Raw genomic sequence first — 12,488 nt, 5'->3', positions numbered from 1 at the left:
GCGCCCTGCGAAAGCACGGCGCTTTTTTTGTGGCTGAAGCCTGGAGCTAATAAAACAACAGTGGCACGAACGCCACCAGCACCAGAGAAATCCCCATGGCGATGAGCGGCATTATGATGCGTTCATGGCGCTGGTAGAAGGTACCGGATTCCTGCTGGGCCGCCAGCACTTCTGCCTCACCCACCACCTGCCGTGTCAGCAAATGGTTGAGCGCCACCGGCGGGCTCAGGTATCCCAGCTCGAAGGCCACCAGGGTGACCATCCAGAAGTGAATCGGGTGAATGCCACTGGCATAGGCTATGGTCGCTACGGTTGCCGTGACCAAAATGACCGCGCCGAAGGCGTCCATGATCATGCCCAGTATGACCAGGATGACCACCATCAGAAGCATGGCAGACCAGGCGCTGTCGAACGCCTGTGGAAAACTTTGCATGATGTGGGAACGCTCGATGACACCACCAATACTAACGGACAGTCCTAACAGCAGAAGCAGGGCACCGATTTCCGCTGTCGTGTCGTTGGTAGCTCTCCTCACGCAGCTTTCCAGGCCCGGATGGTCAGGCTCGCCCGAGGCCCTGCCCGGGCGAGATTTCAGGCCAAAGTGCTCGTACGCGAGGATCGCCAGCATAATCACCGGCAACAGGCGTGGCGCAGAGAATTCATCCATGCTGACATCCAACGCCGTTCGGTACAGCAGCACTACGGCAACGATTACCAGCACATAGGGAATCAGCGGCTTCATTGCTTGCAGCATGGCCGGGAGCGCCACTGAAGACGGCGCCAACTCGAACTTGCTCTGGCGATTCACCATCAGTGCCACCAGCAGAAACATCGTGGCGGTCAGGACAAACACCCAAATGCCCCAACCAAACAATTCGTCCGTGGTGACTTCCCGGTTCAGATACGCTATCACCACCACCAGAAGGCAGGGACGCAACACGACACCGAGCGAGCCGGACATGGCCGTAGCCGCCAGCGCCAGCTGACGTCGGGCGCCCGCGGCCCGTAACTCACTGTAGATGACCGCACCGGCCGCAATCACAAAGATACCCGAAGCACCGGTATAGGCGGTCGGGATGGCAGCAACCAATACCGCGACCACGGCCAGCATTTCCGGCGGCATTCGCCAGGGCCGGAAAACATTGAACACCAGGGTGGCCAGGCGGGTCTGCTTCAGCATCATGCCAACCCAAACGTACAAGCCTACATTCAGGAACATGTCGGACAGTTCCATCATCTTGCCGAGATAGATGCCAATTCCCGAGGCATGGCCGATCAGCGCAAAGTAACTGCCAGAGATCAGACACATCCCGGTGTAGAGCGGCACGGCCAGGAACGCCTTGTTCAGATTGCCGCCCTCTTCCAGCTCTTCCGGTACCCGGAACAAGCGGTACAGGCTGGCCAGTGTCAGGCAGCCAAAGCCCGCAATCCAGAAATTATGCAGCAGCAACTCTTCCGATGAGACCGAGGTTTCCGCCCCCAGGGTGGACTGGCGGAATATGACACTGGACCCCAGCAACATGGCGTTGGCGATGGTTTGCAGGGTATGGGACACAAGGTAGTCGAGCCGGGTTTCCATGGCTCGCATGGCAATGTGGTGGCGGGTCAGCGTGGCGGTTACCGCGCACAGCATGACCAGGAGAACGAGGATATAGCGTTGGGACGACAGCCCGAAGGCAATCAGATCGGCAATGAACAGCTCAACGGCCCGGTAAGCTTTGACACCCAGCGTCAGCTGCCCCTGAAGGCTTTGGTAGCTCTGGTAGGCTTCCCGACAATCCGCCAGCGACCGCTCGATGGCAAGCCGCACTTCGGCCGGATTCTTCTCCACCGCGCCGAGCAGAGCCGCCATGGGATCGTCGCTGGCCGGCGCTTCCGCCAATTCCGCCGCAACGGCCGCATCAACATCTCGGTTAGCGTTACAGGTGGGCTCAATCGGATCCATCCGCAGCTTATAGTAGCCACTCCAGAGTTGCTCGCCCCCGCGCAGCATCTGGTTGTGAATATCGCTGCTGGTCGAGAACACCACCACCGCCAACAGCAACAGACAGGCGGGCAGAGACGAGAACCACTCCAACCCGCTGCGACGGACTCCAACCTTGGAAAGCGCTACATTTTGGGACATGGCGAAGTTACAACAGGTCGTCCAGGTTCATGGTTTCTACCTCTTCCGACTGGTCATCCCAAAAACTGCCCAGCTGGCCCAGAGGGGTTCGATGGCCGGTATTCTCCACCCAGAGCCGATCGGAGATGGCGACGATCATGTTGGTGGCCATGGCATCTACAAATCGCCAGTCGGCGTTGGCGGGCGTCTGCTCCAGCGAGCGCGCGTGCTCCCGAATAATGTGCTTGACCAGATCCTGGTCACCCTTGTTGATGGCTGCGATGGCGTGGAATACGTGCGGCAGGCGAACCCCTGCCGCCTCGCCCTGCCCTCCGGCAATATCGAGGCGCTCGAAGGCATTTTCACCTTCCGGCTCTGCGCCCGGGATCATGGCCCAGACGGTCGCCCTAAGCGCCATGGGGGCTCCCCACCACTTGTCGTTCTCAAGACATTCGGTTGCCCGGGCGACGATCGAGCCGACGTTGGCGGGTACCCCGATGGAAGATGTGGACTGGATTTGGGCATTCAGTGCCTGCAAACCCGACAACAGGCCCGCCATGTAAATGAACTCATCTTTGTCATCGGCAAAATCCGGACACTCGCCAGTTCCGGGCGCACCGTAATAGGCATTGTGATGCTTCCAGCCCTTGAAGTAGCGCTCGGAAGCCAGCACATAGGCGCGTTTCTGACGAATCAGGGCATCTTCGGCTTCGTTGGCATTCATGGCGTGCATGGCCGCCAGACCATCCAACTCGAACTCCCGGGCCTTCTCCTCGGCGCAACCACCAGCCGAAAGATACAGCATGACGGCCAGTTGATCCGGCTCAGAGGTGACCCGACCGAAGGACATCAGCAGCGGCGCAGTAGCCTCACTCATGGCACAGCCCATGGCCAGATCGCTGCTTTCCAGCAGATAAGGCACTGTGTGATCCCGGGAGAAGCCTTGCATGACGTCGCCCGTGGTCTTGTAGAGCATGTTGTTGACCGCTCCACAGCCACTGAGCAACGCCCCTGCCATCAGCGTGGCACACCATCCCTTCAGCCGGGGCCAGACGAGTGATCGTTCCAGTGAGTGAGTCAGGGGATCTGTCATCGTAGGTCTACCTTAGGCGTTTTTATTCTCAGCGTTTTGCGTGGGCATGATGCCGCCGATCCGACCCAACCCACCGTGTTACAGACTGTAACCAAGGCCGCATTATGGCTCACAAGATCCTGTTTTTATGAGACCGACGCCGCAAATGACGCCAAACACCGCGGTAAATCCCGGTGCCGGAATTTGCACATTGAACGCCAACCCACTATAGATGAGACCAACTGCGGGCCATCGCGCCTGTAGCCAGCACCCAGACCAAAACAGAAATAAAAAAAGGAGTATCCGATGCGCAAACCCGAACTAGCTGCTGCTATCGCTGATCAAACCGGCCTAACCCGCGACAAGGCCAGCGAGGTGATTACCGCGTTCACCGATCAGGTCTCTGCGGCCGCTGCGAGGGGTGAAGACGTCACCCTGATCGGTTTTGGTACCTTCAATATTCGCTCCCGGGAAGCGCGGGATGGCAGGAACCCGCAAACCGGAGCCAGCATTCGCATCCCGGCCAGCAAAACTGTTGGCTTCAAGGCCGGCAAGGGACTTAAGGAAAAAATCAGCTGACTAAGACGGGGCCTGCGCAGGCAGGCCCCTTTACCTCTCAAATCACCCTCAGGAAGCACATTCTGCGCGGGTTGCGTCCACCCGACACCGAATCGCCTTCATCAACTTGATGGCCCGTTCGTCAAAAACCCCATCATCCAGCAGCGACAGCCGCACTTTGCGCAGCATCTTGTCGTACTCGGCGGTGTCTTCCTGCGGCAGGTTCATCCACACCGTCTCGGGAATCTCCGCTTCGGCCTGGGCGATGATGTCGTACGCCTCATCAATGCGTTTAATCGATTGATTACGCACCATCTGGACCGCCTCATCCGTAAATCGGTCACGGTGGATAATCACCTGAAAGTTCATGTAGCCAATCGCGTACTTTACTACGGCACCGTTGGGCTCAACGCCCTTGTAGAGCTCAAGTGGGGTGTAGGCAACCGCCGGGGCGTAGGCGAGGTCGACACTGCCATTGTTGAACTTGCCGGCAAAATTGGCCGAGTTAGAGCCCACCACCGAGGCACCAACGTGCCGGACCATGCGCACGGACGCCTGGTCATAATCCAGGGTCGCTATGCGCTTGCCCTGGAGCTTCTCCACGGAATCGATACCGCGGTCACGGGTATGCAGGTAAATCGCCCCACCCGGGAACACACCGGCGACTTCATAGAGGCCGTCAATCAGGAAGGGTCGAGCCTTGGCCTGACTGAGGGTGTTATACAGAAGGCGCATCTCCTGCTCGCCGGGAACGGCTCCCATCGCTTCCAGGCTGCCGGTGAACTTGTTGAACTCCCGGGCCCGGGTGCCAGTGAGCAACACAGCATCGCACTGGCCCGCCTTGAAGTCCTCGGCGGCCACCTTTTCATCGGTATAGGCCCGAAGATTCAGTTTGATGCCCTGCTTCAGGGCCACCGGCTGGAAGGTCTTGGTGATGGCGAACAGGGGGCCATTGGCACCTACCGGATCGAATACGCAAAAGCTGCGCTCCAGCATTTCACCCTGGCCATGGCTCAGGGAAGGAAAAAAAAGACTGACACACAGGGCGGCAGCCATGGCCACCCGATGCGGGAAGGTTGCTGATGTCACGGGAGCACTCCTGATGTTTTTATTGTCGGGCGTCGGTACGTCCAGGTGTACCAACTGGCCCGCTTTCCTTGGCTGACAGTAGCCGGCCCCGGTAAGGATACGTTGGCACCGGTGGCTGTCATCAAGGGCTTTTCAGGAACAACAGGAGATTCTGTGATGGTGTCGACAGAGGTATCACTACCTCTGCCGCATTTTGATCCGATTCCGTGTTCAGGTCGCCGGATGTTGCCAGGCGACCTTACCTGCGGCCAGAGTCAGGCGAACCACACCCGGCACTTCGCGACCGGTGACCGGCGCATGGCGGCCCACCGAGACCAGGGTATCGTCGGCCGGTGTCCAGTAGTGCTCTGGGTCGAACACGCACAGGTCGGCCACTTCACCTTCAGCCAATCGGGCGTTGCGTCCAAGAACCGAAGCCGGCCCCGAGGTCAGCGCCCGCATCAGCTCCGGCAGACCCAGCTCATTCAGTTCCACCAGCTCAAGACCCAGGGAGAGAACACTCTCAATGTTGGACAGACCCGGTTCGGTGGCCGCCAGGGGCGCCTGTTTGGCCGCTGTATCGTGGGGTTGATGCTGACTGACGATGGCATCGATGACGCCGTCCCGGACACCGGCAAGCAGCGCCTTCCGATCGCGTTCACTGCGCAGCGGCGGCCTGACATGGAAACGGCTGTCGAAGCCGGCCAAGGCGTCTTCAGTGAACAGCAATTGATGAATAGCCACGTCGGCGGTCACCGCAATACCGCGGCGGCGCGCCTCGGCAAGCATTTCGACGCTGCGGGCACAGGACAGTTGGCTCAGGTGCAGCCGCGCCCCGGTTTCTTCGGCCAGCAGGATCATCTCCATCACCGCCGTGGTTTCCGCCACTTCGGGGATGCCGAGTAGCCCTAAACGGGACGTCACTAGGCCATCGTGGGCATAGCCATCCGCCGCCAGGGCCTGATTTTCCGGCCTGAACATAACGGTCAGGCCAAAGGTCTGGGCGTAGGCCATACACCGGCGCAGAACCCGGGCATTACGCACACCCCGGCCGCCATTACCCACCGCGACACAGCCGGCAGCGGCCAGGCCCGCCATATCACTGAGCAGTTCGCCTTCCAGACCCCGGGTGATGGCACCCACCGGCAGAACGTGAACGGAGGCCCGGTTACTGGCCAGATCCCGGATCAGGTTGGTCACCGCACCCGAGTCATTGACCGGCGATGTTTCCGGCGAGGCGCACACCGTGGTGAAGCCACCGTGGGCGGCCGCCCGGGTTTCCGACTCGATATTACCTTTCTGGCCGTTGCCCGGCTCCCTCAGGTTGCAGTGCAGGTCAACAAAGCCTGGACTGATGACACAGCCTTCGGCATTCACGGTTTCGTCGGCACCGGCCCGTGCTGCCGCCTCGCCCATGGCCACAATGTGGCCGTCCTTAATGAGCAGAGCGGTGTTCTCGGCGTCCGTACCCTGGCTATCCAGCAGGCGCCCGCCAACAATCTTCAGGCTTGCGCCGCCATCTCGAACTGAACGACTCATACCTGTCCTCCCTGAGTCTGCGTGCGCTGGCGTTCGGCAAGCTGCCCGCCCATGGCCATGGACATCACCGCCATGCGGATCGCGATGCCGTTGGTCACCTGATTCAGGATTACCGACTGCGGCCCATCGGCCACCGCCGATTCAATTTCCACCCCACGGTTGATCGGGCCCGGATGCATCACAATGCAGTCCGGATGCGCCAGCGCCAGCTTATCCCGGTTCAGTCCGTACAGCCGATAGAACTCCCGCTCACTGGGCAACAGGGCACCTTCCATTCGCTCGTTCTGGAGCCGAAGCATGATCACCACATCCAGATCTTTCATGCCCTCGGCCATGTCGTAGTGCACGGTACAGCCCAGACTTTCGACATCTTTGGGCAACAACGTGCCCGGCGCAATTACCCGCACCTCGGCGACACCGAGCACATTGAGGGCCCGGATCTGCGAGCGCGCCACCCGTGAGTGCAGGACGTCTCCGACAATGGCGACTTTCAATCCCTCAAATCCGCCCTTGTGCTGGCGAATGGTGAGCATGTCCAGCATTGCCTGGGTCGGGTGGGCATGACGGCCATCGCCGGCATTGATAATGGCCACCCCGGGCGTGACGCTCTCGGCGATAAAGTGTGGCGCACCACTCTGGGAATGACGCACGACAAACATGTCGCTGGCCATTGCCTCGAGATTCAGCAAGGTATCGGACAGGGATTCGCCCTTGGAGGTGGCAGAGGTGCTGATATCCAGATTGAGCACGTCGGCGGACAGTCGCTTCGCCGCCAATTCGAAGGTACTCCGGGTGCGGGTGCTGGATTCAAAGAACAGGTTTACCACCGTGCGTCCCCGCAGCAGCGGAACTTTCTTGATGGTGCGCTCCCCCACTTCGATGAAGGAATCAGCGGTATCCAGAATGTCGGTCAACAGATCACGGCTTAGACCATCGAGGGTCAGGAAATGGCGCAACTGACCATCCCGGGTCAGCTGCAAGTGGTGCGGGGAAGGATCGTTTGCGGTCATGAGTCGCCTGTATGCGGTTCGGGTTTCTTGTCGTTAGCGTATGGCCAAAAAAAGCCGAATCAATGTCCGGCTTCCTGCAGCTCAATGTGTAAGGGATCGGGACCTCGCAGCTTCACCCGCTGGTGCGCTTCCAGGGCCAGGGTCCGGCCAACAACGTCAGGCTGCACCGGCAGTTCCCGGGCGCCCAGATCAATCAGAGTGGCCAGAATGATACTGGCTGGACGACCATAGTCGAAGATCTCATTCATGGCAGCTCGGATGGTCCGGCCACTCATGATCACGTCGTCGATCAGAATCACGTCACGACCTTCGGTATCGAACGGCAGGCTCGAAGGCTTTACCCTCGGGTTCAGGCCAATACGGCTGAAATCATCTCGGTAGAAGGAAATATCCAGCTCACCGAAGGGCTCATCGAGGCCCAGGCGCTTGCTGAGTACATCGGCGAGCCAGACACCACCGGTCCGGATGCCTATCAATGCCGGCTGGTCTACGCCCCGGTCTGCCAAAACCTGGCGCAGGCCGGTTTCCAGCTCATTCAGCAACTGGTCGATATCAAGCAGTGCGGTCATTACTTCCTCGCTGTTGTAGAGGCCTTGATCGGTCAGTGGTCAACCCGGTCACGCTGAAGGCCAAACCAGGTTTCCAGAATCAGTACGGCGGCCCGGTCATCAACGCCGTGGCGGCCGAAATCGCGACTCCCCCCGGCGGCCATCACCTCACCCTTGGCTTCGAAACTGGTCAGGCGCTCATCCACCATCTCGACCGCCACATGGTAGCGGCCGTGGAGTCGGTTGCCGAACTTCCGGGCCCGGGCACACATCTCGTTCTCGGTATCGTCCATGTTCAGCGGCAACCCGACCACCACCAGGTCCGGCTGCCATTCCTGCAGTAATGCTTCTACTCTGGACCAATCGGGAATGCCATCCCGGGCCGGAATCATTGCCACCGGCTGACCGGTGCCCAGCATTTCCTGGCCCGAGGCCACCCCGATGCGGCGGGTGCCGTAATCGAAGGCCAGCACTCGGCGGTTGCCCGGTTCAGGCATGGCCAATGGACTCACTGAGCTGGTTCAGATCGATACCGATTAGTTTCAACACCGCCTTGTAGCGATCTTCCCAGGGGGTGCGGAAAATAATGTCGGTAGAGGCGGGACAGGTCAGCCAGGAGTTGCTGCCCAGCTCCTGTTCAAGCTGACCTTCACTCCAGCCGGCATAGCCCAGAGCAACCAGGAATTCCTCCGGCCCCTGGTTCTGACCGATGCCGGCCAGAATATCCCGGGACGTGGTCAACAGAACGTCGTCGGTCACCTCGGCGGTATTCTGCCAGCTGGTTCCCGGCGGGTGCAGGACAAAGCCCCGCTCAGGCTCTACCGGACCGCCACTGTAGACCGGAAGGTCAAGCTCGCCGCCGTGCATATCCAGTTGCTCCAGGATTTCACCCAAGTGGATGTCCAGGGGCTGGTTGATCATCAGGCCAAGCGCGCCGTCGTCGGAATGCTCGCACAGGTAGATCACCGCGCCGTGGAAACGTGGGTCCGCAAGATAAGGCGACGCCACCAGGAAGTGGTGCCTCAGGCTATTGGGAGAATGCTTTGATGCTGTCATCCTGAAGTCAGCCCCCGCCGCTGGAAAGACCAGGTTCGTATGATTTCCAATTCGTCCACCTTCTCGCCCATGGAGTCCGGGAATGGCGCAAACGGCGCTGCCATTCTGACGATTCGGATGGCGGCGTCATCCAGCACCGTACTGCCGGAGGACTGAAGCACCGCCACTTCCTTGATTGTGCCATCTTTACGGAGGGAAACCAGCATTCGAAGTGTGCCGTAAATTCCAGCGCGTCGTGCTTCGGTGGGGTAATTGATGTTGCCAACCCGGGTGACCTTGCTGATCCAATTCTGCACGTACCAGGCGTTGGTCGATTTCAGGGTCGAGGCGGCCGTCACCCGCATCACTCGCGGCTTGCGTGCGTAGGCCTGTTGCTGGGCATCGAGCCGTGCTTCCAGGCTGGCGATTTCCAGGCTTCGCTCCATCAGGCTCTTCTTCTCGCGAACCGGAACCGGCTCCTCAACCGGTTTGGTGCGTTCCTTCGGTTGCTCAACCTTGCGACTGGACTGGGCTTCAGTTTGCAACACCTGCTTTTCCTGAACGGGCTGCGGCTCAGTCTTCGAAGGCGGCTCCGGTTGCACCTGGGCCTCTTCCGGCTGGCTGACCTGGGCCGGATTCGGCGTGGTCATTTCTTCGGCCTGTTCCTCACTGCCACTACCCTGCTGATTGGTCTGAGCCAGGAAATCGGCTTCTTCCGGTGCCTGTTCGTCCTCGAACTGGGACAGGGTGATTTCCATGGTCTGTGCCGAAGACCGGGGCGGCTCCGGGGCAAAGGTAATCCCCAGCACAATCATGGCGTGCACCGCGAGCGCCATAAAAAGGGTAAAGGAAAACCGGTCGAAGTCGCTTACCTGAACTGCCATTCCAGATCCTGGTTAAATCGTTAGCCCCGGGCCAGGTATTACGCCCGCTTACGCGCCTCCAGACGCTTGGCAACCGCTTCCATCAACAGGCCGGCGATATCGATGCCGAACGCCGTGTCGAGCTCACGGATACAGGTGGGACTGGTTACATTGATTTCGGTGAGGTAATCGCCGATGACATCAAGTCCGACAAACATCAGGCCTTTTTCCTTGATGATCGGGGCAACACGGTCGCAGATCTCGCGGTCCCGCGCCGTCAATTCGCGACCTTCCCCTCGGCCACCTGCGGCCAGATTGCCACGATTCTCGCCTTGCGACGGAATACGTGCAAGGGCGTAAGGTACTGGCTCGCCCTCAATCATCAGAATGCGCTTGTCGCCGTCGGTGATCTCCGGAATGTACTTCTGGGCCATGGCCTGGTGCTCACCGTAATTGGTCAGCGTTTCAATGATAACGCCCAGGTTAAAATCGTTTTCCCGAATCCGGAAAATCGAGTGACCACCCATGCCGTCGACCGGCTTCATGATGACATCGCCGTGGCGGGCGTAGAATTCCTTGAACCGGGTCGCTGACCGGCTCACCAGCAGCGGTGGGGTCAGATCCTCGAACTGGGTGGCAAACAACTTCTCATTGCAATCCCGCAGGGTTGCCGCCGGGTTTACCACCAGGGCACCTTGCTGTTCCGCCGACTCAAGAATGTAGGTCGCCATCAGGAACTCACGATCCACCGGCGGGTCCTTGCGCATCAGGATGACGTCCAGGTCCCCCAGGGCACGATCCTGGCTGGGGCCAAAGCTGTACCAGTTTTCGGGATCGTTGTGCACAGTCAGATCCCGGGTGTGGGCCATGGCCCTGCCACCATCCAGGTACATGTCAGGCAGTTCCATGTATTCGATTTCCCAGCCGCGCTTTTGCGCCGCCAGCAACATCGCCAGTGAACTGTCTTTCTTGAAATGGATATCCTCTATTGGATCCATCACGATCCCGAGTCGGACTGTCATAGTGCCTCTTGAAATCCAAGGGTTGAAAACACGAACCGGTCAGCAGAGTGGACCGGGCAATAAGTGCTATGCTGAGACATCGAATGGTATTGTACCCGAGCCACGAATGCATCCGCAGAAATCCTCAGCCGATTACGTGACGTTGCAGGCGGAAGTACATTTGGTCACAAAGTAATACTTTTTATCCAGCCATTGATACTCTATAAATATGCGGGGTTTATAGAACAGCCGTAAGGTTTGTGCTAAAACCCGTTGTAAAATAATGACAGTCGCTGAGCGCAAGGCAGTTGGACAATGGATGACAACTTCGAGAATTTGAAGATCATGGTGATCGACGACAGCAAAACCATTCGTCGCACCGCGGAAACCCTTCTGAAAAAAGTCGGCTGTGAGGTCATCACCGCAACTGACGGCTTTGACGCTCTGGCCAAGATTGCCGATTCCCAGCCGGACATCATTTTTGTCGATATCATGATGCCGCGACTGGATGGCTACCAGACCTGCGCACTCATCAAGAACAATTCCTCCTTTAAAAAGACGCCGGTTATTATGCTCTCCAGCAAGGACGGCCTGTTCGACAAGGCGAAGGGCCGCATCGTCGGCTCTGACCAATACCTGACCAAACCGTTCAGCAAGGACGAGCTGCTTAATACTATCCGCCAATATATCCCCCAGGCGGCACAGTAAACCTGCTGAAACCCAGAACCATCGAGGAACCCATGGCTCGCATTCTCATTGTTGACGACTCCCCCACCGAGGTGAAGAAGATTTCTTCCATCCTGGAAAAGCACCAGCACGACGTTCTGACCGCCGACAACGGCGCAGACGGTGTTGCCAAAGCTCGCGCAGAAATGCCTGATCTGGTGCTGATGGACGTTGTCATGCCCGGCCTGAATGGCTTTCAGGCTACCCGCCAGCTGACCCGCGCTCCAGAAACCGCCTCCATCCCAGTGATTATCGTGACCACCAAGGATCAGGAGACGGACCGTGTCTGGGGTACCCGTCAGGGCGCCAAAGGTTATCTGGTCAAGCCGGTTAACGAAGACGATCTGATCAAAACAATCAACAGTCTGATTGCCTGATCCCCAACCGTGGAGTAAGCATGTCCGCCCAGACCGCCCCCTTTGCCGTTCTGACGGATATCGCCCAGCGCAGCCGGTCCATGGCGGCCGGCTTGCCGGAGCAACAGGAAGCCGTTGAGCTGTGGAACGGCATCGGCTTTATTCTTGCCGGTGAGCGCTATGTGGCTCCCATGGGCGAAGTCACTGAAATCCTCCATGTTCCGAGGTTCACCCATATCCCTGGCGTTCGCCCATTTCTTCTGGGTGCCGCCAACGTCCGTGGCCGCCTTCTTCCCCTGGTAGATCTTGCCAGTTTCTTCGACATCCCCCGCTCCTCGCGCAGCCTGCGCGAACGTCGGGTTCTGGTTGTCGAGGAAGGAGACATCTTCAGCGGGCTGGTGGTCGACAGCGTGTTGGGCATGCAGTACTTCGCATCTGACAGTTTCAAGGACGCACCGAAAGGTGTGCCTGAAAACGTTCGTCCGTTTGTAACAGGCGGCTACGAGCGTAACGAAGAAGTCTGGAAAGTCTTTTCGGCCGTTGATCTGCTCGACGACGAACGCTTTCTCGACGTCGCACAGTGGTAGGGTGTTGATACTGGCAGGAAC

14 protein-coding genes are annotated in these 12,488 nt (G+C 59.0%); 4 read left to right on the top strand and 10 right to left on the bottom strand.

What is annotated here, in order from left to right; all coding sequences use genetic code 11:
* Positions 1-46: 46 nt before the first annotated feature.
* Positions 47-2,125 (bottom strand): TRAP transporter large permease subunit, encoded by a 2,079-nt coding sequence (locus FGO67_RS03760; protein WP_203299373.1) that lies wholly within the window; start codon positions 2,123-2,125, stop codon positions 47-49.
* Positions 2,126-2,132: 7 nt separating this feature from the next.
* Positions 2,133-3,122 (bottom strand): hypothetical protein, encoded by a 990-nt coding sequence (locus FGO67_RS03755; protein WP_420844498.1) that lies wholly within the window; start codon positions 3,120-3,122, stop codon positions 2,133-2,135.
* Between the two features lie 360 nt (positions 3,123-3,482).
* Between FGO67_RS03755 and FGO67_RS03750 the strand changes: the two genes are divergently transcribed.
* Positions 3,483-3,755, top strand: coding sequence for an HU family DNA-binding protein (locus tag FGO67_RS03750; RefSeq protein ID WP_203299372.1), 273 nt, complete (start codon positions 3,483-3,485; stop codon positions 3,753-3,755).
* A gap of 48 nt (positions 3,756-3,803) precedes the next feature.
* On the opposite strand, the gene FGO67_RS03745 is transcribed toward FGO67_RS03750, so the two are convergent.
* The 8 genes from FGO67_RS03745 to gshB all read right to left on the bottom strand — a co-directional run bounded on the left by FGO67_RS03745 (position 3,804) and on the right by gshB (position 10,819).
* The gene (locus FGO67_RS03745; protein ID WP_203299952.1) at positions 3,804-4,790 is read right to left on the bottom strand and encodes a putative solute-binding protein; all 987 of its coding nucleotides are present in this window, start codon (positions 4,788-4,790) and stop codon (positions 3,804-3,806) included.
* A gap of 243 nt (positions 4,791-5,033) precedes the next feature.
* Positions 5,034-6,341 carry a dihydroorotase gene (locus FGO67_RS03740; RefSeq protein ID WP_203299371.1) on the bottom strand — a complete coding sequence of 436 codons (1,308 nt, stop codon included), beginning with the start codon at positions 6,339-6,341 and terminating at the stop codon, positions 5,034-5,036.
* On the bottom strand, positions 6,338-7,351 hold the full coding sequence (locus tag FGO67_RS03735; protein ID WP_203299370.1) for an aspartate carbamoyltransferase catalytic subunit: 1,014 nt from the start codon (positions 7,349-7,351) through the stop codon (positions 6,338-6,340). The genes FGO67_RS03740 and FGO67_RS03735 overlap by 4 nt, the downstream gene beginning before the upstream one ends.
* Before the next feature lie 59 nt (positions 7,352-7,410).
* A complete protein-coding gene (gene pyrR, locus FGO67_RS03730; protein WP_203299369.1) occupies positions 7,411-7,920 on the bottom strand; it encodes a bifunctional pyr operon transcriptional regulator/uracil phosphoribosyltransferase PyrR in 510 nt (169 codons plus the stop codon).
* 32 nt (positions 7,921-7,952) lie between these two features.
* Positions 7,953-8,396 (bottom strand): Holliday junction resolvase RuvX, encoded by a 444-nt coding sequence (gene ruvX / locus FGO67_RS03725; protein WP_203299368.1) that lies wholly within the window; start codon positions 8,394-8,396, stop codon positions 7,953-7,955.
* Positions 8,389-8,955, bottom strand: coding sequence for a YqgE/AlgH family protein (locus FGO67_RS03720; RefSeq protein ID WP_203299367.1), 567 nt, complete (start codon positions 8,953-8,955; stop codon positions 8,389-8,391). Before FGO67_RS03720 ends, ruvX begins: the two co-directional genes overlap by 8 nt.
* Positions 8,952-9,818 carry an energy transducer TonB gene (locus tag FGO67_RS03715; RefSeq protein WP_203299366.1) on the bottom strand — a complete coding sequence of 289 codons (867 nt, stop codon included), beginning with the start codon at positions 9,816-9,818 and terminating at the stop codon, positions 8,952-8,954. The genes FGO67_RS03720 and FGO67_RS03715 overlap by 4 nt, the downstream gene beginning before the upstream one ends.
* Positions 9,819-9,856: 38 nt before the next feature.
* Positions 9,857-10,819 (bottom strand): glutathione synthase, encoded by a 963-nt coding sequence (gshB, locus tag FGO67_RS03710; protein ID WP_203299365.1) that lies wholly within the window; start codon positions 10,817-10,819, stop codon positions 9,857-9,859.
* Between the two features lie 294 nt (positions 10,820-11,113).
* Here gshB and pilG point away from each other — a divergent pair, with 294 nt between their 5' ends.
* The 3 genes from pilG to FGO67_RS03695 are packed head-to-tail and all read left to right on the top strand — an operon-like array spanning position 11,114 to position 12,467.
* Complete coding sequence (pilG, locus tag FGO67_RS03705) at positions 11,114-11,506, top strand: twitching motility response regulator PilG (protein WP_041342172.1); 393 nt, start codon at positions 11,114-11,116, stop codon at positions 11,504-11,506.
* A gap of 32 nt (positions 11,507-11,538) precedes the next feature.
* Positions 11,539-11,901 (top strand): twitching motility response regulator PilH, encoded by a 363-nt coding sequence (gene pilH, locus FGO67_RS03700; RefSeq protein ID WP_203299364.1) that lies wholly within the window; start codon positions 11,539-11,541, stop codon positions 11,899-11,901.
* A gap of 20 nt (positions 11,902-11,921) precedes the next feature.
* Positions 11,922-12,467 (top strand): chemotaxis protein CheW, encoded by a 546-nt coding sequence (locus FGO67_RS03695; protein WP_203299363.1) that lies wholly within the window; start codon positions 11,922-11,924, stop codon positions 12,465-12,467.
* The last annotated feature ends 21 nt before the right edge of the window (positions 12,468-12,488 follow it).

Source organism: Marinobacter sediminum (assembly GCF_016820575.1).
In the GTDB taxonomy this organism is placed as follows: Bacteria; Pseudomonadota; Gammaproteobacteria; order Pseudomonadales; family Oleiphilaceae; genus Marinobacter; species Marinobacter sediminum.
The sequence above is the reverse complement of the archived record's forward strand: the minus strand, read 5'-3'. Positions and strand labels throughout refer to the sequence as shown.